15 protein-coding genes, 2 tRNA genes and 1 pseudogene are annotated in these 20,111 nt (G+C 45.3%); 2 read left to right on the top strand and 16 right to left on the bottom strand.

The window, feature by feature from the left end:
* Positions 1-55: 55 nt before the first annotated feature.
* The 8 genes from ACZ0NX_RS02485 to xseA form a co-directional block, all read right to left on the bottom strand.
* Positions 56-1,063, bottom strand: coding sequence for an ABC transporter permease (locus ACZ0NX_RS02485; protein ID WP_060787299.1), 1,008 nt, complete (start codon positions 1,061-1,063; stop codon positions 56-58).
* The gene (locus ACZ0NX_RS02480; RefSeq protein ID WP_060787298.1) at positions 1,060-1,947 is read right to left on the bottom strand and encodes an ABC transporter permease; all 888 of its coding nucleotides are present in this window, start codon (positions 1,945-1,947) and stop codon (positions 1,060-1,062) included. Before ACZ0NX_RS02480 ends, ACZ0NX_RS02485 begins: the two co-directional genes overlap by 4 nt.
* A 485-nt stretch (positions 1,948-2,432) precedes the next feature.
* Complete coding sequence (gene ileS, locus ACZ0NX_RS02475; protein ID WP_464405301.1) at positions 2,433-5,831, bottom strand: mupirocin-resistant isoleucine--tRNA ligase; 3,399 nt, start codon at positions 5,829-5,831, stop codon at positions 2,433-2,435.
* Between the two features lie 263 nt (positions 5,832-6,094).
* Positions 6,095-6,400, bottom strand: a complete 306-nt coding sequence (locus ACZ0NX_RS02470) for a type II toxin-antitoxin system RelE/ParE family toxin (protein ID WP_464405299.1) — start codon at positions 6,398-6,400, stop codon at positions 6,095-6,097.
* The gene (locus tag ACZ0NX_RS02465) at positions 6,397-6,699 is read right to left on the bottom strand and encodes a type II toxin-antitoxin system RelB/DinJ family antitoxin (protein ID WP_060787295.1); all 303 of its coding nucleotides are present in this window, start codon (positions 6,697-6,699) and stop codon (positions 6,397-6,399) included. The genes ACZ0NX_RS02470 and ACZ0NX_RS02465 overlap by 4 nt, the downstream gene beginning before the upstream one ends.
* Before the next feature lie 88 nt (positions 6,700-6,787).
* Positions 6,788-6,860 (bottom strand) — tRNA-Arg (locus tag ACZ0NX_RS02460).
* Positions 6,861-6,909: 49 nt separating this feature from the next.
* Positions 6,910-7,218, bottom strand: a complete 309-nt coding sequence (locus ACZ0NX_RS02455; RefSeq protein WP_060787294.1) for an exodeoxyribonuclease VII small subunit — start codon at positions 7,216-7,218, stop codon at positions 6,910-6,912.
* 54 nt (positions 7,219-7,272) lie between these two features.
* Entirely contained in the window at positions 7,273-8,502 is a 1,230-nt protein-coding gene (xseA, locus tag ACZ0NX_RS02450; RefSeq protein ID WP_464405297.1) for an exodeoxyribonuclease VII large subunit, read from the bottom strand.
* A 144-nt stretch (positions 8,503-8,646) separates the two neighbouring features.
* On the opposite strand from xseA, the gene ACZ0NX_RS02445 reads away from it, so the two are divergent.
* Together ACZ0NX_RS02445 and ACZ0NX_RS02440 are read left to right on the top strand one after the other, a co-directional pair.
* Positions 8,647-8,720 (top strand) — tRNA-Lys (locus ACZ0NX_RS02445).
* Between the two features lie 40 nt (positions 8,721-8,760).
* A complete protein-coding gene (locus ACZ0NX_RS02440) occupies positions 8,761-8,994 on the top strand; it encodes a hypothetical protein (RefSeq protein ID WP_464405295.1) in 234 nt (77 codons plus the stop codon).
* A gap of 1,694 nt (positions 8,995-10,688) precedes the next feature.
* Here the strand turns inward: ACZ0NX_RS02440 and ACZ0NX_RS02435 are convergent.
* The 8 genes and pseudogenes from ACZ0NX_RS02435 to ACZ0NX_RS02400 form a co-directional block, all read right to left on the bottom strand.
* Positions 10,689-10,940 (bottom strand): annotated as a pseudogene (locus ACZ0NX_RS02435) (leucine-rich repeat domain-containing protein); the annotation flags it as partial.
* A 575-nt stretch (positions 10,941-11,515) separates the two neighbouring features.
* Positions 11,516-12,715: an elongation factor Tu gene (gene tuf, locus ACZ0NX_RS02430; RefSeq protein WP_060787289.1), complete on the bottom strand. Its 1,200-nt coding sequence runs from the start codon at positions 12,713-12,715 to the stop codon at positions 11,516-11,518.
* 170 nt (positions 12,716-12,885) lie between these two features.
* Positions 12,886-15,015, bottom strand: a complete 2,130-nt coding sequence (gene fusA, locus ACZ0NX_RS02425; RefSeq protein ID WP_464405292.1) for an elongation factor G — start codon at positions 15,013-15,015, stop codon at positions 12,886-12,888.
* 42 nt (positions 15,016-15,057) lie between these two features.
* The gene (rpsG, locus tag ACZ0NX_RS02420) at positions 15,058-15,528 is read right to left on the bottom strand and encodes a 30S ribosomal protein S7 (protein WP_004127577.1); all 471 of its coding nucleotides are present in this window, start codon (positions 15,526-15,528) and stop codon (positions 15,058-15,060) included.
* Between the two features lie 3 nt (positions 15,529-15,531).
* Positions 15,532-15,903 carry a 30S ribosomal protein S12 gene (rpsL, locus tag ACZ0NX_RS02415; protein ID WP_003813881.1) on the bottom strand — a complete coding sequence of 124 codons (372 nt, stop codon included), beginning with the start codon at positions 15,901-15,903 and terminating at the stop codon, positions 15,532-15,534.
* Between the two features lie 259 nt (positions 15,904-16,162).
* Positions 16,163-17,188 carry a cell division protein FtsQ/DivIB gene (locus ACZ0NX_RS02410; RefSeq protein ID WP_464405485.1) on the bottom strand — a complete coding sequence of 342 codons (1,026 nt, stop codon included), beginning with the start codon at positions 17,186-17,188 and terminating at the stop codon, positions 16,163-16,165.
* Positions 17,189-17,375: 187 nt separating this feature from the next.
* On the bottom strand, positions 17,376-18,881 hold the full coding sequence (gene murC / locus ACZ0NX_RS02405; RefSeq protein ID WP_464405290.1) for a UDP-N-acetylmuramate--L-alanine ligase: 1,506 nt from the start codon (positions 18,879-18,881) through the stop codon (positions 17,376-17,378).
* The gene (locus ACZ0NX_RS02400; RefSeq protein WP_464405288.1) at positions 18,871-20,109 is read right to left on the bottom strand and encodes a UDP-N-acetylglucosamine--N-acetylmuramyl-(pentapeptide) pyrophosphoryl-undecaprenol N-acetylglucosamine transferase; all 1,239 of its coding nucleotides are present in this window, start codon (positions 20,107-20,109) and stop codon (positions 18,871-18,873) included. The genes murC and ACZ0NX_RS02400 overlap by 11 nt, the downstream gene beginning before the upstream one ends.
* Positions 20,110-20,111: the final 2 nt, after the last annotated feature.

Genomic DNA, 20,111 nt, shown 5'->3' with positions numbered 1-20,111 from the left:
TTGCAACCTTAATGGCGATTTTGCTGGCGATTTTAATCGCTCACTAATCACCACTTTAAAGGGCGACTTTAGCCGCTCTAGGATCAAGCAAACAATAACAGACGTCAACAATAAGATTTGCAATTATTACAAGAGCGGCCGAAAACAGCGTAACTCCAACCAAAACTTGCAAATCAAAAGTCTTAACAGCGTCTAAAAGAAGAGAACCCAACCCGTGCATAGAGAACACGCGCTCAGTTATAACCGCTCCACCAAGAAGACCGCCAAGATCTAAACCAAACATTGTAAATATTGGTAAAATCGCATTTCGCAAAGCATGATTTACTACAACATGTGAATCGGGCATGCCCTTTGCTCTTGCAGTTCGCACATAATCTTTACCAAATTCCCTAAGCATTGTAGAACGAGTAATGCGCGCATAAAAAGCGCCATTTATCAACGCTAAAACAATCCAAGCGAGTAGCAGATGCCAAGCCCAGTCAAAAGGATTAGCAAAGAAGCTAACATATCCGCCAGTAGGAAAAACTGGAATGTAAACCGCAAAAGCAATAATCGCCAGCAAACCAATTAGGTAGGTAGGAGACGAAATACCAATCGAAGATAACGCTACGATTAAGCGATCAATCCACGAATCACGCTTAACAGCTTGCAAAACGCCTGCAAATACGCCAATTAGCATCCACAAAACAGCAGCGCCAATGGCGATTGATGCGGTAACTGGAAAACGACTAAAAATCAAACCAGTAACAGGCTCATTAAGCGCAAAAGACCATCCTAAGCAAGGAGCCGCGCAAACAATTGCGCTGGCAGATGCAGAATCACCAAAAGTACGGCCAACAAAAATACCCTGCAAATAGTTAAAAAGCTGACTATACCAAGGCAAATCAGTTCCCATAAACGCAGAAACTTGTGCTAAACGCTCAGGCGTGCAAGGTTTGCCACACATAAGCTGCGCAGGATTTGTTGGAGTCATAAAGAAAATCAAAAACATTGCCATTGCAATAACAGCAATAACAGCCAAAGCGCTTGCAACGCGCCTAATAATGTAAAGAAAAACGCTCATGCTGCTATCTCCATTTTTGAAGAAAGCCAATCGCCCAGCATGTTAAACCCGAGCGCAAGCAGGGACAAAGATAAACCTGGGAATATTAAATACCACGGGTCTACCAATGCCCACTGCACTGCGTCGGATATTGAGCGTCCCCACGAAGGCGAAGGCGGATTCATGCCAACGCCAAGAAATGACAGTGCCGCTTCGAGTGCAATACGGCCTGGTATAGAAAGTGTTGTATTAACAATGATTATTGGAAGCATGTTTGGCAAAATCTGATTGCGCAAAACATGAAAAGCACTGGCGCCCATAACTCTAGAAGCCACAGCAAAATGGCGATTTTTAAGGCTAAGTGTTTCGCCGCGAACCAATCGCGCCATGCTAGGCCAACCAAAAAAGCCGATTACAAGAGTTAAAAGAAGCGGACGCGGGAAAGTTTGAGGCACAATCGCAGAAAGCGCAATCGCAAAGATTAGGAACGGGAACCCAAAGAACACGTCCATAATGCGAGAAATTGCAAAATCAACAAAACCACCAAAATAACCAGCAATAACGCCAATTACAACGCCTAAAACAACGGAGATTGCAGTAGAAGCTAAGCCAATGCCAAGAGAGATTCTTGCGCCGTGAGAGATGATTGCAAATAAGTCAATTCCGCGCAATGGCGTTACGCCAAACCAATGTTTTGAGCTTATTCCGCCTATGCCTGTAGGCAACGAAGAATCCGACAAAACATCGGGATTTTCGCTATATGGATCATTACCTGTAATAAGAGTAAAGAGGTCGGCAAAAATCGCCAATAAAACAAACAGTGAGATTATTGCAATTCCAACAATTGCGGTAACACTTGATAAGTCGCGCTTACTACGCGAATAAAATACACCGCCCCTTTTCATCGCCACTCATTTCGTTACCTGCACTTTCGTATTGCAATTTTTCTATAAAACCAACAAATACAAACATGAGTAGATTTGTACTGTCGTTATAACGAATCTATATGAAGGTATGGAAATCGGAGTGTCGTATCACCTTGCTTTTTCACTTGAAGCGTAGCGCGAATCGACTTGCATGAGCGCTTAAAGCGTAGCGCGCGAATGCACTTCGATTCGCTGAGCCGCTCAAAGCAGAAGCACTGCTTCTGCGCGGCGAAGACGTGAGCGCGCTGTAACGCGCGAGCGACTTTCCGCATTTTGTACCAAATTCAACCCAAATTTGGAACAAACTCCGGAAAATCCTCCCTGCATTTGTTCCAAATTCCACACGATTTACATACAAAACCACAAACCACCCACCACACACAAAAACAAAACGTGCCGAGGTATTTAATAATACAACGGCACGTTTTTTGTTTAGTTAGCTAGAGATTTATGCAACACTTAAACTACTCACGTTTAAGACTTACGCTAAGCTCGGTTGCGCTAGAATCAGCCTCTGTAACTTCAAAGCTAGTAGCCAAAGTTTCTTCCGCAATCAAATCACGGAACTGATTTACCTTAGCAACATCGGCTGCTGGCACGCTCAAAGTCAAAGCGATTCTATCGCTAATGTCTAAGCCGCTCTCCTTGCGCGCATCCTGAACAGCGCGAATAGCGTCGCGAGCGTAACCTTCCGCAAGCAAATCCGCCGTCAAAGCAGTGTCGAGCATAACAAAGCCGCCAGTTGGCATTGCAGCAGAAGCAGTATTTGCAGCTGCTTGAGCATCCGAAGACTCAACGCGATTCACAAGCTCATATTCGCCTTGCTCAAGCGCAACTTCGCCATTTGGAGTATTGACAACAGGAGCACCAGAGGCGTCAACACGCCAATCGCCACTCTTCGAAGCCTTAATAGCAAACTGCACTTGCTTACCCAAACGAGGGCCAGCCGCGCGAGCGTTAACCTTAAGCTCGTGAACAATCTTCAAACCATGGTTGCTTGCGTCTTCCAAAGTGCAGAATGTTACATTCTTCACATTAAGCTCGCGCTCAAGAACCTGCTCATATGGCTCTACAGCAGCCGTATTTTCTGCAACAACCGTCAAGTTTGCAAGAGGCTGGCGCACGCGCAACTGCTCCGCTTTACGCAATGAAAGCGTAGAAGACACAACCTCGCGAACCTTATCCATAGCAGCAACCAAAGCATCGTCATGCGCAAGAACAGCACCAAGCTCAGTAACTGTTCCAGCCTTAGGATTTGCCTCGCCGTTAGAAAGCGTTTGCGGCTCCACCAAATAAGGCCAATCGGCCAAATGCACGGATTCGCCACCAGTAAGACCACGCCACACAGCCTCTGCTTCCATAGGAGCAAGAGGAGCAATAGTACGCATAAAGGCTTCCAACACAGTATAAAGCGTGTTGAAAGCAGCTTCATCTTCATTCCAGAAGCGGTCGCGACTACCGCGGATATACCAATTAGTAAGAACGTCAATAAAGTCACTAACGGCTGCGCAAGCATCGCTAATTGCAAAGTCGTTCAAGCACTTTTCTACGCGCTCAACAAGCAAACGCGTGCGAGCAAGCAAGTAGCGATCCATGTTGCAAAGACCTGCAACCTCGTCCGCGCGAAGTCTACGAGCATCGTATCCCTTACCGCCATTTGCAGCATTCGCATACAGCGTAAAGAAGTAGTACGAGCTCCAAACTGGAAGCATAACCTGACGAACCGTATCCCTAATGCCGTCTGCAGTCACAATCAAATTACCGCCGCGCAAAATTGGCGAAGACATAAGGAACCAGCGCATAGCATCCGAGCCGTACTCGTTAAAAACGCCATTAACATCTGGGTAATTGCGCAAATGCTTACTCATCTTCTGGCCGTCGGAACCAAGCACAATGCCGTGGCAAATCACGTTCTTAAAGGCTGGTCGGTCGAATAGAGCTGTAGCCATAATGTGAAGCGTGTAGAACCATCCACGAGTCTGGCCAATGTATTCAACAATGTAATCGCATGGGAAGTGCTCTTCGAAGAAGTCCTTGTTTTCAAACGGATAATGGAATTGCGCAAAAGGCATAGAACCAGACTCAAACCAGCAGTCAAGAACATCCGTAATGCGGTGCATTTGCGACTTTCCAGTAGGATCGTCTGGGTTTGGTCGAGTAAGGCGATCGATATACGGGCGATGCATATTCACATTGCCGTCGTCGTCGCGAGGATAATCACCAAAATCAGCCTTAAGCTCTTCCAAAGATCCATACACATCTACGCGAGGATACTTTGGATCGTCGCTCACCCACACTGGGATTGGCGAGCCCCAGAAGCGATTACGGCTAATCGACCAATCGCGAGCGTTAGAAAGCCATTTACCAAACTGGCCGTCCTTAACGTTTCCAGGAATCCAATTAATCTGTTGATTAAGCTCTAGCAAGCGCTTCTTAATCTTTGTAACCGAAACAAACCAGCTAGAAACAGGCTTATAAATAAGCGGAGTTGCGCAACGCCAGCAATGAGGATAGCTGTGCACGTAGCTTTTCTCTTGGAATAGCAACGCGCGCTGATCTTCTGGCATCTTGGCAAGCGGGCCGTCTCCTGCACGCAAGTTGCGCAAAATTGGCAAATTGGCGTCGAAAACATACAAGCCTTCGTAGTCTGGGCAATCACTTGTAAACTTGCAGCCAGCATCGAGCACGTCAACGCTGCGAATTTCGTGAGCGTTAAGCGTGTTCATATCGTCCTCGCCGTAAGGAGCCTGGTGAACAAGGCCAGTACCTTCTGCGGTGTCAACATAATCTGCAGTGAAAATCGTAAAAGCGTTAGGACCAGGAGTTCCACCCTCTGCGAGCGCAGAATCGCTTGCAAAGTATGGGAATACTGGATAGTAGCGCCAGCCAGCCATCTCAGCACCCTTAAGTTCGCGCACAACTTCGTAGTTTTCGCCAAGTTCCTTAGTGTAGGATTCAAGCAAAGGCTTGCCAATGTAGAACTTTTTACCAGCAAACTTGCCTTCAGTTGGGCGAACTTCCACGTAGTCAATGTCTGCACCAACTACGATTGCGAAGTTTGTTGGCACTGTCCAAGGAGTAGTGGTCCAGAATACTGCGTAAGCGTCGGCCTCATCGCGAAGCTTAACGGCCACGGAAACGGTAGTATCTTGACGATTCTGGTAAACATCTGCATCCATACGAAGCTCGTGCGCACTAAGAGGCGTCTGATCCTTAGGGCAGTACGGAAGCACGCGGTAACCCTTGTAAGCCAATCCCTTGCTGTAAAGCTGCTTAAAGGCCCACATAACGGATTCCATGTATGGAATGTTAAGCGTTTTGTAGCCGCGCTCAAAATCAACCCAGCGCGCCTGACGATGTACGTAGTTTTGCCACTCGTTTGTGTACTTTAAAACGCTGGCACGGCAAGCATCGTTGAACTTTGCGATGCCCATTTTTTCGATTTGATCAACCGACTCAATGCCGAGTTCCTTCTGCGCTTCCAACTCTGCTGGAAGGCCGTGAGTATCCCAGCCAAAAACGCGATTTACTTTGCGTCCGCGCATAGTCTGATAGCGCGGAACAACGTCTTTTGCATAACCTGTGAGCAAGTGGCCGTAGTGAGGAAGACCGTTTGCAAATGGAGGGCCATCAAAGAACACAAACTCGTTTTGGCTACCCTTGCCAGACGGGCGGTATTCGATTGACTTACGGAAAGTGTTATTTGCATCCCAGTATTGAAGCACTGACTCTTCAAGCTTTGGGAAAGAAGGATTTGGTGCAACTTGCGCACTGGCAGCTTCTTGTGCAGATGCGGCAACACTTACCTTTGGGTATACATTATTTGCGCACGACTTTTCGGCTGGATTAGTGGATTCGCTCACTGTGCTCTCCTCGCTCAACAGGGTGAATATTTCCCTGCGAGGACGACAGTTACTGCCGCGGTACCACCTCGCTTGCTGCAAAATACTTACGCAACTCTTGCAGCCTCTCGTGTTTGGCTATGCGGGCCAACCCCGTCGGTTCTAATAAGCGAGAATCTTACGAACACTCGCCGTTCTTCCGAAAACTCCCCGCCGATAACGGATCATCGCTTAAGTTAGAAATAATCTAACACTATCCCCTAACATTGGGGAGTTTCAAAATCTCATCTATGCCCATTATGGAATAAATTATTATGAGATCCTATACGCACAAACCTAATAACAGGAATATTATATCGATAATTATAAATGAGAATTACATCAAATTTTCCCTCTTGCAAATGCAATTCCCAATATCCACTGTACATTCCACGAGGATGGCTCAATTGGTGAGGATTGTAAGATTCAGGAACTTCTTCAAATTCATAAATACTGTCAATTAAGTCCTCTAATTCGTGTTTAATTGATGGATTCTCTCGAAGCAACCTTCGTAAATCTGATTGGAATTGAGTATCAAAAATAATTTTCATGACATATTATCCAAAAATGCTTTAGCTTCATTAGCATTACTAAAAACAATACCATCTTCAGCAATTTTGCCATCTATAATTTGATTAGCGTGATTCATAGCTTTAAGTGTTGCTTCGTTGGGAACAGGCGTAACGAGCGACGGACTAATAGGTAGAGCTTGTTCACGTACTGCTTGCTTAAGAAACATGTTTAATGCAGTAGACATATCAAGACCTAAAGCATTAAATAAGACTTCTGCATCTTGCTTAGTTTTCTCATCTGTTCTGAAATTAATTCTTGCAACCGTGGAAACAACCATAAAAAAACATCCTTCATTGTCATAATTACATACATTATATGTCTATTATACACACGCATGACAATTGCAGTAAACAAGTAATAAAAAGTGCCCCGAATCAGAATCGAACTGACGACACCCACTTTAGGAGAGTGGTGCTCTATCCACTGAGCTACCGAGGCAACAAATGGCAATTATACACCATGGCGTAGTTTACACACCACAGAATAATCACGATTCAAGATTCGACTGCGTTCCAGCCGTAGCAGCCGTAGCGGATTGCTCCGCCTGAGCCGCGTCAAGCTTAGCGCGAACCGCAGCAAGCAAACCCTGCGCGCGCTTTGCTAACGCCTCTCCAAGCTCCCATTGATGCATAGATTGATCCAAAGTCAAACCGCCAGCCTCAAGTGCTTTAACAGCTTGCACAAGCTTTTCGCGAGCCTCTTCGTAAGGCATTGCGTTAATCGCAGCGCGCTCTTCGTTGCTAAGTGTGCTAATCGCGTCAACTTTTGCACTTGCGTCTTTTGTTTCGTCACTCATAATCATCCTTTTCTAATTTTTTATTTAAGATTTTTTACTTAAAACTTTAAAACTTTACGACTTTTCTACAGACGTAACGCTAGCTGTGATCAAGCCACTTTTAAGAGTGACTGTTATATCGTCTCCAGCTTTTACACGACTAGAATCGTCAAGCACTTTCCCGCCGCTAATCTGCACAACCGCGTAACCGCGATTAAGCGTTGACTGCGGACTAAGAGCCGTAACGCTGGCATGCGCCTTTTCAACAGTCAAGCTAGCGTCGTCAAGCAGCCGCACCAAACCATGCCTCATGCGTTCAACCGCCTGCTGCACAAACAACTCGTGCGGCTCCAACATAGTGGTTGGCTGGGTAATACTTGGCCTATTTGCGTAGCCTTCAATAAGCTGAATCTCATTGCTAACTCGGGCAGAAATCCTCATTCGCGCATGTTGCAAAGCGTTATCAATCAACTGCCATTGCTCGTTAACGTCTGGAACAACGCGCTTTGCTGCATCTGTAGGAGTAGACGCGCGCATATCTGCCGCCAAATCAATAAGCGTCCAATCGTCTTCGTGGCCAATCGCAGAAACAATCGGAGTTAAGCAAGCAGCCGTTGCGCGAACCACGCCCTCGTCCGAAAATCCAATCAAATCCTCAAAGCTGCCGCCGCCGCGCGCAACAATAATCACATCAACTTCTGGGTCGGCATCTAACTGCTTAATCGCCGCAATAACGTCCGCTGGGCATTGCACACCCTGAACATGCGCGTGAACCACCTTAAAACGCGTTACAGGCCAGCGCAAATTAACGTTTGTAATAACATCTCCCTCGGCGCGAGCTTGAGGTGCACACACCAAACCAATGCACTTTGGAAACTCAGGCAGCGGCACCTTGTTTTCTGCGTCGAACAAGCCTTCGCCTTTAAGTTTTTTGCGCAACTCGTCTATTTGCGCCTTTAAATCGCCAGCACCAACACGCCTAATTTCGTCGGCAACAAAGCTCAATCGTGTTGCTTTTACCCAAATATCTGCCTTGCCGTGAACAACTACCCTATCTCCCTGACGCAAATCTTTAGCCTGCTGAACAAAATTGCTAAAGCCCATTATGGAGATTGAAACGTCTTCGTTGCTGTCTCTAAGCGTTATGTAGCCAGACGTAGACCTTCTCATGTTGATTTCAACAATCTGACCTTCTACCCAAGCCGCAGGCCACTTCTCTACAGCTCCATGGAACTTTTGGCTTATGACGCTTACTGGCCAAGGATTTTCAGCGCTTGTTTCGCTTGCATGCAAAGGTAAAGTCATATACCAAGTTTCTTTTAAAAGATGGACAATAAGCGTTTAAAAAATTCGCAATAAGCACAGAAAACACACAAAGCACGACACGCCGTGACTTGCAAATAAATCGATTGTGAGTATAGTTATTACTCGGCTCAAGAAAACGCCAACGCCCCTTTAGCTCAGTTGGCTAGAGCAGCTGACTCTTAATCAGCGTGTCCAGGGTTCGAATCCCTGAGGGGGCACTTGTTGAAAACCCAAGCTTTGCGGCTTGGGTTTTTTCGTATGCGAATAGCAACAACACCAAGCAACACGCTAAGCATCGCAACAAGCGCTATCGAAGACGAGTCAGAGCCAGTTGCTGGAATAGTTCCGCGCGATTTATGCGATGCGGAGTTAAGTCTATTAGCGGTTTTGTGGCCATTAGTAGATGCAGCGGAATTTGTGCCATTTTGGGAAGCACTATTTTTAGCGGCATTATTTTTAGCAGCATCATTTTTAGCAGCATTTGGCTTTTGATTAAAGTACGGATTAGGCGTATTGCTATTTTCTGAACCAGTATTAGGCGTTGTTCCCATGTTTGGATCAGGCGTTACGTCTATGTTCAAATACGGCTTAGGTAATATCTCTGGTTCCGTCATGTGCGATTGATTCGAAGGAGTTCCAGGCTGATCTGGAATTGGCGCAGGTGTAGGCGTGACAGACGGATCCTGCGGATCTGGCGTTGGAACAGGCGCTGGTGTTGGCTGCGGAGCTGGCTGAGGGCCTGGCTGCGGCGGAGTTGGCGGCGTTGGCGTCGGCTCTGGTGCTGGCGGATTAGGCGCTGGCGGATTAGGCGGATTCGGGTTCGGGTTCGATTTTGCCTTTACAGTAAAGCTAGCGCTAAACGTACACTTAGACCCATCAACATAAGTAACCGTAACAGGAACTTTAACAGTTTGATCTGTATTAGGTGCTTCAGGTATTTTAAAATCACCTACCGTAACCGTAGGCGCTTTGTAATAATACTTTGGAGTGCAAGGAGTTGAACTATCTTCTTCATCATTACAACTTTTATAGTAGGAATCACCAATCTTAATTGGATAAACCTTATCATTATCGTCATTATAATAATAAGGTCTGGAATCAGAACTAAATCCATCATCTGGATTATCATCATCATTTTGACAAGCGCTTGAACAATCCTCAGTATCATGATCACATAAATCACATGCAGTAGGAGTTTTACCTTCAGGAATCAAAGGATAGTTAAGTCTACTTGTTGTTGTAAATAATCCCTCGACTTGCTTTTTAACATCCGTTTTAATAGAATCTACAGTTGGCTGTTTAGCAGGCGGATTTTCGCTAGACGAATCAATATCTTTAATTTTCACATCACTGCTTTTAGCAGGCCACGTTTGAGCCATTGTTTTCGCATTAACAATAAAAGTAAAATTATCAACGGGATAGTAGCCTTCTATATTATTCTTAATCTCACCATTTTTGTAACATACAGGAAATTCAAAAGTTTGTTTACCAGGGAAAAAGGCTGTCTGATCGTCAGGCGAATTAGAATTGACGCCAACTCCCCAGGGATCATATGAACTAAATTCCAATCCTAAATCGCTTATTTTCCCTCTGTAGCCTTTTACTTCACTATTTTTTAGCTTCTCTAGCGCATTCCTAAAATCAATTGACTGACCAAAATTAACTTCTATATTTATATTGTTAATTACATATTGACGTATAAGAAGCCTTCCACTAAATCTAAAGTCTGGACCATAATGAACCGGACTCATTCCATTGTAGCCATCCTTTCCCAGTTTTTTATTTAACTTAAAATCGATTAATTTAACTCCATCATTTTTATCAATATTAATTAACTCATTTGTAAGAGTATATTTCCTGCGATAGAGGTCAAAATTATTCATATAAGCATACCAATAAGTAAAGCTGTAATCGTCATCTTTAATTTTTGTTGAATTCACAATTTGATTAAGATTATACCCATTTTTCGCATCAGAAGGAGTTATATTTTTTTCAATATGCTGGTCAGAAAAATCATACAGACTATCATATTTTTTCTGATACAAGTTAAAAATATCTTTATGATAATCAGCATAAAAAGCTGTATTCTTTGCAAGAGCATATGGATAAATTTTATCAATATTCGTAATATTATTTTTTTCAGCTTTAATATTTATAAGCTTGCCTGCACAAAGATTAGCAAGATTGTCTACGTTACTAATTTTGTTTTCACTTATGTCCAAAGATTCAAGATTTGTTAAACCAGCCAATTTAGAAATGTCACTTATATTATTATCACTCAAATCCAATGTTTTAAGATTTGTAAGAGTAGAAAGCGGCTTTAAATCAGAAATATTATTGTGATCTAATTTCAATTCTTCAAGATTTGGAAAATACTTTAAAAAGCTAATGTCACTAATGTCTTCAATGCTTAATCCAAGCTTTTTAATCTTCTCCATATCTGCTTTTTTAGGATTCCAATTATTTACAGAATCAGGCAAGGTAACATCATCAGTGTCATACTCTTTTATACTGTTATACAAAGCTTGTTTAAGTTTTGGATTATTAGCGAATAAATCGTTCGGATTTTCTGTGTCTTTTTGCTTTTTTGTTTTTTCTGCATCTGCAGCACCATTGGCGTTTAAGCTAGTTGCCTGGTTAGGGGTACCCCCCACTTGAATATTTTGCGCAAAAGCTGCATAAGCTGGCATTATGCCAAAAAGCATGCCAACAGCAATAATCGAAGCAACAAACAGCTTAAAAACTTTAGCCGTTAGACCACTTTTAATACGATTAACCAACATGCCAATAACCCCAGGCATAAACTCAACCTTCTTATTTAACAACTCAAATAAATGTTAACTCGTAAACACGGCCATAAGCCACTAGTCACTTATTTTAGTAACCATCTGGAACAATTACATAAAAATGAATAAAATACGAAAAATATAGAATACAAAAAGACCCCGCAAGAAAACTTACGGGGTCTTTTAAAGATTAGCTAAATATTTTCAGACTAGAAAATCAGAAAATACTAGGCAAGAATCTTGGTCACACGACCAGAGCCAACGGTACGGCCACCTTCACGAACTGCGAAGGTCAAGCCCTCTTCCATTGCGATAGCCTGAATCAACTCAACAGTGAAGGTTGCGTGATCGCCTGGCTGAACCATTTCGATGCCGTCTGGCAAGGTGATAACGCCAGTAACATCGGTGGTACGGAAGTAGAACTGTGGACGGTAGTTGGAGAAGAATGGCGAGTGACGGCCACCTTCGTCCTTGGTCAAGACGTAAACTTCGCCTTCGAACTTGGTGTGTGGAGTCACAGAACCTGGAGCAGCCACAACCTGACCACGCTCAACGTCGGTACGGTTGATACCACGGAGAAGAAGACCAGTGTTATCGCCAGCCTCGGCCTCATCCATCTGCTTGTGGAAGGTCTCGATAGAGGTGACGGTGGTGGTCTGGGTATCGCGCAAACCAACAATCTCAACTGGGGTGTTGATTGGGAGCTTACCACGCTCAACACGACCGGTGACAACGGTACCACGACCGGAGATGGTGAACACATCTTCGATTGGCATCAAGAATGGCTTGTCAAGATCGTGAGTTGGGGTTGGGATGTACTCGTCAACAGCCTTCATGAGTTCCTTGACGGTCTCTACCCACTTGTCGTGATCTGGAGCGTCATCATGCAAAGCGCCGTAAGCGGAAGTACGGATGACTGGGCAATCGCGATCGAAGCCGTTTTCGTCGAGGAGGTCACGAACCTCTTCTTCAACGAGGTCGATAAGCTCTTCGTCGTCAACCATATCGCACTTGTTCAAAGCAACAAGAATTTTTGGAACGCCGACCTGCTTAGCAAGCAAGACGTGTTCACGGGTCTGAGCCATTGGGCCGTCGGTAGCAGCAACCACGAGGATTGCGCCATCCATCTGAGCGGCACCGGTGATCATGTTCTTAACGTAATCAGCGTGGCCTGGAGCGTCCACGTGAGCGTAGTGACGTGCTTCAGTCTGATACTCGATGTGGGCGATGTTAATGGTAATACCGCGCTCCTTCTCTTCTGGAGCGGCGTCGATCTGATCGAAGTCATACTGAGGGTTCAGATCTGGATATTCGCCATGAAGCACCTTAGAAATAGCCGCGGTCAAGGTAGTCTTACCGTGATCAACGTGACCAATGGTACCAATGTTAACATGCGGCTTAGTACGCTCGTACTTTTCCTTTGCCATGTGTTTGTCCTCCTGGACGTCTCGTAGTTTGCCTCACATTCTTATGTGAAGCCTCTCGCTACATATTTACTGGGTTTCTGGGTTAGGTGCCACTTCGGTGCCAGAACCCAGTCAACGTAGGAAATTCTAGCGTTGACTAGGGACACAAAACACCGAAGTAGCGTGCGCTTTTACTCGCCGCGCTGGGCTTTAATAATCTCGTCCGATACGGCCTTTGGAACTTCCGCGTAAGAGTCCATCTGCATGGTGAACATTGCACGTCCCTGAGTCTTGGAACGAAGATCACCAATGTAGCCGAACATCTCACTCAGTGGAACCTTAGCGTCAATAACCTTAACGCCAGTAGCGTCGGTCATAGACTGAATGTTTCCACGACGGGAGTTCAAATCGCCCATAACGTCGCCCATGTACTCTTCTGGAGTACGAACTTCCACGGCCATAATTGGCTCGAGGATTACTGGGTGAGCCTTAGGAGCAGCTTCCTTGAAGCACATGGAACCTGCAATCTTGAAGGCCATTTCCGAAGAATCAACGTCGTGAGTCTGACCGTCGGTAACGGTTGCCTTAACGCCAACCACTGGGAAGCCTGCCAAAACGCCAGATTCCATAGCTTCCTGCACGCCTGCGTCGATGGAAGGAATGAATTCCTTAGTAATGTGGCCACCAGTGACCTCGTTAACAAACTGATAGACTTCGCCAGATTCTGGATCGATTGGCTCGAAGTTCATCAAAACCTTTGCGAACTGGCCAGAACCACCGGTCTGCTTCTTGTGGGTGTATTCCTGGTTCATAACAGCCTTACGAATGGTTTCACGGTAAGCAACCTGTGGCTTACCAACATTCGCTTCAACCTTGAACTCGCGGCGCATACGATCCACAATAATGTCGAGCTGAAGCTCGCCCATACCAGAAATCAAAGTCTGACCAGACTCTTCGTCGGTCTTAACCTGGAAGGTAGGATCCTCGTCGGAAAGCTTAGCCAAAGCCAAGCTCATCTTTTCCTGATCTGCCTTCGTCTTTGGCTCCACAGCAACCTCGATAACAGGATCTGGGAATGTCATGGATTCCAAAGAAATTGGGCTCTTCTCGTCGCACAAGGTGTCACCCGTGCTAACGTTCTTTAAACCAACGAAGGTGTAAATGTTTCCAGCTTCTGCAGAATCTACAGGATTTTCCTTATCTGCGTGCATCTGGAAGATCTTACCAACGCGTTCCTTCTTGCTCTTGGTGGAATCGTACACGGAATCGCCTGGCTTAACTTCGCCAGAGTACACGCGCACGAACACAAGCTTTCCGTAGAACGGATGAGTAGAGATCTTAAAGACCAATGCAGCAAATGGATCTGTATTTACTGGCTTACGGTCGATTTCAACAGATTCGTCGCTTGGATCAAAGCCCTTAATAGATGGAACATCTTCTGGGCTTGGAAGGAAGTCAACAACAGCATCCAGCATTGGCTGAACGCCCTTATCTTTAAATGCAGAACCGCAAGTTACTGGGAAGGCTTCACGAGCGATAGTAAGCTTGCGAATACCAATGCGAATCTCTTCTTCGGAAAGTTCTCCAGATTCAAGATACTTCTCAAGCAACTCTTCGTCGGCTTCTGCAACCTGATCCATAAGCTCGGCACGATATTCTTCTGCACGTTCCTGCAAATCGGCAGGAATGTCAACGGTGTCGTAGTGAGCACCCATATCGTCCTTAACGTCGTTCCAAACGTAGGCCTTCATACGAATCAAGTCAACAACACCAAGGAAGTCGTTTTCAGCGCCGATTGGAAGCTGAATAACGAGTGGCTTAGCGCCAAGCTTTTCCTTAATGGTCTTAACAGAATAGTAGAAGTCTGCGCCCAACTTATCCATCTTGTTGATGAAGCAAATACGTGGAACGCTGTACTTATCTGCCTGACGCCAAACGGTTTCGGACTGAGGCTCCACGCCTTCCTTACCGTCGAACACTGCAACAGCACCGTCGAGAACACGCAAAGAACGCTCTACCTCGGCGGTAAAGTCAACGTGGCCTGGAGTATCGATGATGTTGATTTGATAGCGGTTATCTACGTCATGGGTTTGACGCTTCCAGAAGCAAGTGGTTGCAGCAGACTGAATAGTAATACCGCGTTCCTGCTCCTGCGCCATAAAGTCCATGGTGGAAGCGCCATCGTGAGTTTCACCAATCTTGTAATTCTTACCAGTGTAGTAAAGAATACGCTCGGTGGTAGTAGTCTTACCAGCATCGATGTGCGCCATGATGCCGATGTTACGAACCATATTCAGGTCGTTAAGCACATCTTGTGCCATATTAATATCCTTAGCTCTTTAAGATACCGATTATCTTGTGGATTACCAGCGATAGTGAGCAAAAGCCTTGTTTGCTTCTGCCATCTTGTGGGTATCCTCGCGGCGCTTTACAGAAGCACCCAAGCCATTGGAGGCATCGAGAATTTCGTTAGCCAAACGCTCAGCCATGGTCTTCTCGCGACGAACGCGGGAGAAGTCCGTAAGCCAGCGCAAGGACAAAGTGTTTGCACGAGCAGGCTTAACTTCGACTGGCACCTGGTAGGTTGCACCACCAACGCGGCGGGAACGAACCTCGAGGCTTGGACGAATGTTATCGAGAGCGCGCTTCAAAACAGAAACTGGCTCCTGCTCGGTCTTGGCCTTCACCTGCTCAAGAGCGGTGTAGACGATGTTTTCTGCGATGGACTTCTTGCCATCGAGAAGAATTTTGTTAATCAACTGAGCCACGACGGTCGAGCCGTAGATTGGATCAGGAAGCAGCTGATGCTTTTTTGCAGGTCCTTTACGTGACATGTTTTACTTCGCCTTCTTTGCTCCATACAGGGAACGACCCTGCTTGCGGTCCTTAACACCCTGGGTATCGAGAGCGCCACGCACGATGTGGTAACGCACACCTGGGAGATCCTTCACACGGCCACCGCGCACAAGCACAATGGAGTGCTCCTGCAAGTTATGACCTTCGCCTGGAATGTAGGCGGTTACTTCAATACCCGAGCTGAGGCGCACACGAGCAACCTTACGAAGCGCAGAGTTTGGCTTCTTAGGAGTGGTGGTGTACACACGAGTGCACACGCCACGACGCAACGGGCTACCTTTCAAGGCCAAAGTCTTTGACTTCTTAGGCTTGGCCTGACGTCCCTTACGGACGAGTTGTTCAATCGTAGGCAACTTAAGTTCTCCGATTCATTAATGTCTTCTATTTGGTGAAACCGCAGCACTGCAGCACACCTTAAACCTGAATCGGTTAAAGAGAAAAGCCACAGTCCACCGGCCCGATGGCCCTTGCGCCTCCAGCCACGCATTACTGCGCGCTATCTTTGGCACTTGGGATATCCCAACGCGAGCACCTATAACATAAGGCGCACCGTTGGCACACACAAAGTACTATTATACACCTTTACGTGACAATTAAAAACACTTAAGTAGACTACTTAAGAATTGGCCTTGCAGGTGCAGAAACATCTAAAAGCTGGCGATTGCCGATTTTACTTGGATCATTAATAATCGTTTCTACAATCGCCTTTTTAAGCTCTAAATCCGAAGAATCCCCCCAAACAACAAGCCGATGAATATCTCCGCTTGGGCTTGGGTAAGAAACTTCTGTTTCAACGGAATCCTGCGTTTTTGCGCTAACTCGCGTAACATGAGACCTAAAATCTTGCGAAAGCGAGCTTACAATTTTCAACGCTTCTTTAACAGCTTTACTGTTTAAACTTCTACGAACGTCGCTAACTTCTATAACAGGAATTCCACTTGTAGAAACATTTTGAACAGCATTTAAAATCCTGCCTCTAACGTCTACAGCTGTAAGTGTTTCGCCAACTTTGGCTTTAAGCATGGCAGCAGGTTTTTGCGCGCGGACCGTTATTTGCAAGCCTTGTGGGAACTGCTTTACAACCTTTGTTTCGGTTACGCCAGGTATGTTGTTTAACTGCTCAATTATTTGCTGAGAAGAAACTAAAAACAGCGACTTATCTACTTGGTTGGACGCAATAGACGCGATTTTTTGCTCACTAACCCACTCATTAGAGCCTATAATGCGTATATTCTTAGCATTCAAGCGGAAGAATGGCGATAAAAATAGCAGCCAGCAAAGCAATACAACTATTGCAACCGCAAGAAAAGTGTAGGCAAATCGCAGCAAGATAGTGCGCAATTTAGCGGAGTTCTTTTCTTTTTCTCTTGCACTAAAATCTATTACTTTAGGTCTAGATGCAATGCCAAGTGGACCAGCACTAGATTTTAAAGTTTGCTTTACAAAGTCAACTACAGAAAGTCTTCTTGCATCTACAAAAGCGTTTTTAGAGCGTGCATTTTTAACGGCATTATGCGCACTGTTAACTACATTAAGCGGGATATCTTGCACGCCATTTTGCACGCTATTTTGCACAACATTAGCCGACTCGATTTTTCTAGCAGACTTACCAGATTTTGCAACGCGCAACCTCTTAATAGATTCAGTAGATTCAGTAGATTCAGTAGATTCACTAGATTCACTAGACACGTTAGATTTATTAGCACTCGCAGATTTACCAAAAATCACTCGTCCCATAACTACCACTCACCTACTTTCCTCTTGCATCTTTTTGCGATTTACTTGCGACTTTACTTATTTGGCGACTTACTTGCTACTTTGCACACTATTTTGAGCGCAACTCTTCTAGCATAACAGACGTCATAGCAGTAATACTTCCAGCACCAACAGTAAACAGCACATCCCCACTATTCGCTCTGCGTGCAAGCAACAAAGCACCATCATTCATATCTTCTACAGCTTCAATATTGCAATTAAGTCCGCATTCTTTGGCTGCGTTAACAATAGTCGAAGCGTGAATATTTGGAAAATCTTCTTGCTTTTCTCGCGCTGGAAAAATACCAGTAACAATAACATCGTCTGCAAGAGATAAAGCAGAAGCAAATTCGCTTGCAAAAGAACGCGTTCTAGAAAACAGATGCGGCTGGAAAAGTACGCGAATCGTAGAATCTGGGTATCTTCTTCTTGCAGCACGCAAAAGGGCGTCAATCTCTGTAGGGTGATGCGCGTAATCATCCACAACCGTTACTCCGCCAACGCATCCGCGAATGTCAAATCTTCTAGAAGCACCAAGGAAGCTCGAAGCTCCATTTGCAGCATCTTTTGAATCCATTCCCAAAAGCGTTGCAGCAATAATCGCAGCACACGCATTTCTGGCATTGTGCAAGCCTGGAATCATAAGGCTAACGTTTGTAGAATCGCCATTAAAATCAATAACAAACGACTCGCTACCACTACCCGTCTTTTCGCTTTCGTGATTAATAAACGCAAATTTTACAAAGCTTTTTACCCTGTTGCTTAGGCAAGAAACACTGTTCTTGCTACTTGCGTAGGCGATTGTTTTTTTAAGAGAATCATCGCTTAAATCCTCTAAAACAGCGCGAGCGCCATCATCGTCTGCGCAAATCACAATGTATCCAAGAGCGTGGCTTAAATGTTCAACAAACGCTGCGCGATAATTTTGCGCGTTCTTGTAGTGGTCTAGGTGATCCGCTTCTACGTTTGTAACAATCGCAATATATGGGTTGTATTTTTCAAAGCTGCCGTCGGATTCGTCTGCCTCTGCAACCATAACGCTTCCGCGCCCAGCGTGGCCTCCGTCAACCTCGCCGCCGCCTTGCGCTTGAATCGAACCGCCAATCGCATAGCTTGGGTCTGCTAAATCGCCTTTGCCACAAACTTTTAAAATATGAGCCAAAAGAGAGCTTGTTGTAGTTTTACCATGCGCTCCAGCAACAGTCACGCCTTTTTTAGCGCTTAAAAGTAAAGATAAGATGTCACTTCTATGAACAAGTTTTACGCCATTTTCGGCGGCCGCCACTACTTCGGGGTTGCTTGGCTTAATAGCGCTAGAATACACAAGAACATCTGCATTTTTTACGTGACTTGCACTTTGACCAATCTGCACATTTACACCAAGTTCTTCTAGGCGTGTTGTGTGGTCACTTTCTTTGCTATCGCAGCCACTTACGCTAACGCCTTGCTCGTGTAGCATCTCGGCTAAAACGCTCATTCCAGCGCCGCCAATGCCAATAAAATGCACAGAACCTAAAGAAGATATAGTCTGATTTGCTCCAAACGCTGAGCGCATAGGGTTCATATTAATTTCCATGATTATTTTTGCTTTCTTTTGCAATTTTAAGAATATGCTCCGCCATTACGCTTGCAGCATTGCGAATGCCATATTTCCAAGCCTTTTCGCGCATTTGGCAAAGCTCGTCTGGGTTATTAAGCAATTCCAACGCGTTTGCGCGAATCCAGTCATCGTTAAAATCGCAGTCGTTTACAATAATCGCTCCACCTGCGTCTGCAACAGGCTGAGCGTTAAAGCGCTGCTCTCCGTTTCCAATTGGAAGCGGCACGTAGATTGCTGGAACACCAATCGCCGAAACTTCTGCAACAGTTCCAGCTCCCGATCGGCAAATCACCAAGTCTGCGCAGGCAAAAGCCCAATCGATTCGCTCTAAATATTCACAAATATGGTAATCACCAAGTCCTGCATGTTCTGGCTTAATGTCGTTTATTTGATTAAGACCAGCCGAGCGCGAAACATTATCTTTAACCTCTTTAGATTTTCCGTTACCCGTAAGATGAATGATTTGCGCGCACTTTAGCAAATCGCCAGCGGCCATAGATACAGCTTCATTAATGCTTTTAGCACCCAAAGACCCGCCAGTTACAAGAACAATCGGCCTACTTGGGTCTAATCCAAGATGCTTAGCGCCTTCAAGTCTAGCTAAATCAATGTCTTGAGTAATCTTTGCACATAAATCCGATATGGATTTTCTAAGAGGAAGACCAACCATTAAAGCCTTGCCATTAGACGCACTGCCATTAGGCGCCATTTTTGCGCGCAAACCAGTGTTATTGTAAACGCAACCAATCATGCTTGCCCAACGCGCACCAAGCTTATTCGCCATTCCTGCGCGAGCATTTTGCTCATGAATCACAATAGGCAAATGCATTTTGTGTGCTTGTGCATAAACTGGCGCAGACGCGTAGCCGCCAAATCCAACAACAATATCCGCATGCCTTTGCTCAAGAATCTTAGCAACCTTGCGCGTTTCTACAATCCACTTAAAAGGAAACTTAAGCATGTAAAGATTAGGTTTTCTAGGGAATGGAACTTTTTCAATAACGTCTAGCGGCAGCCCTGCTTTAGGAACCAGAGTTTTTTCTAAGCCAGCATTAGTGCCAACAACGCTAATTTCTATCGACTTATCTAAATCTTTTAGTGCGGCTGCTACGGAAAGAAGAGGATTAACGTGACCAGCAGTGCCCCCGCCTGCTAGAACAACATGCAAAGAATTGCTGTCTTTATCTTGCACCAATTTAGTCACCT

This window comes from Gardnerella rara (assembly GCF_055452355.1).
This window is presented reverse-complemented; position numbering and strand designations above follow the sequence as displayed.

Coding starts and splice junctions, on each gene's coding strand:
- ACZ0NX_RS02455 (WP_060787294.1), bottom strand. CDS start 7,218: ATGAGTGACGAAACAAAAGACGCAAGTGCAAAAGTTGACGCGATTAGC.
- ACZ0NX_RS02480 (WP_060787298.1), bottom strand. CDS start 1,947: ATGAAAAGGGGCGGTGTATTTTATTCGCGTAGTAAGCGCGACTTATCA.
- ACZ0NX_RS02440 (WP_464405295.1), top strand. CDS start 8,761: ATGCGAATAGCAACAACACCAAGCAACACGCTAAGCATCGCAACAAGC.
- ACZ0NX_RS02485 (WP_060787299.1), bottom strand. CDS start 1,063: ATGAGCGTTTTTCTTTACATTATTAGGCGCGTTGCAAGCGCTTTGGCT.
- murC (WP_464405290.1), bottom strand. CDS start 18,881: ATGGAAATTAATATGAACCCTATGCGCTCAGCGTTTGGAGCAAATCAG.
- ACZ0NX_RS02465 (WP_060787295.1), bottom strand. CDS start 6,699: ATGGTTGTTTCCACGGTTGCAAGAATTAATTTCAGAACAGATGAGAAA.
- ACZ0NX_RS02470 (WP_464405299.1), bottom strand. CDS start 6,400: ATGAAAATTATTTTTGATACTCAATTCCAATCAGATTTACGAAGGTTG.
- fusA (WP_464405292.1), bottom strand. CDS start 15,015: ATGGCACAAGATGTGCTTAACGACCTGAATATGGTTCGTAACATCGGC.
- rpsG (WP_004127577.1), bottom strand. CDS start 15,528: ATGTCACGTAAAGGACCTGCAAAAAAGCATCAGCTGCTTCCTGATCCA.
- xseA (WP_464405297.1), bottom strand. CDS start 8,502: ATGACTTTACCTTTGCATGCAAGCGAAACAAGCGCTGAAAATCCTTGG.
- tuf (WP_060787289.1), bottom strand. CDS start 12,715: ATGGCAAAGGAAAAGTACGAGCGTACTAAGCCGCATGTTAACATTGGT.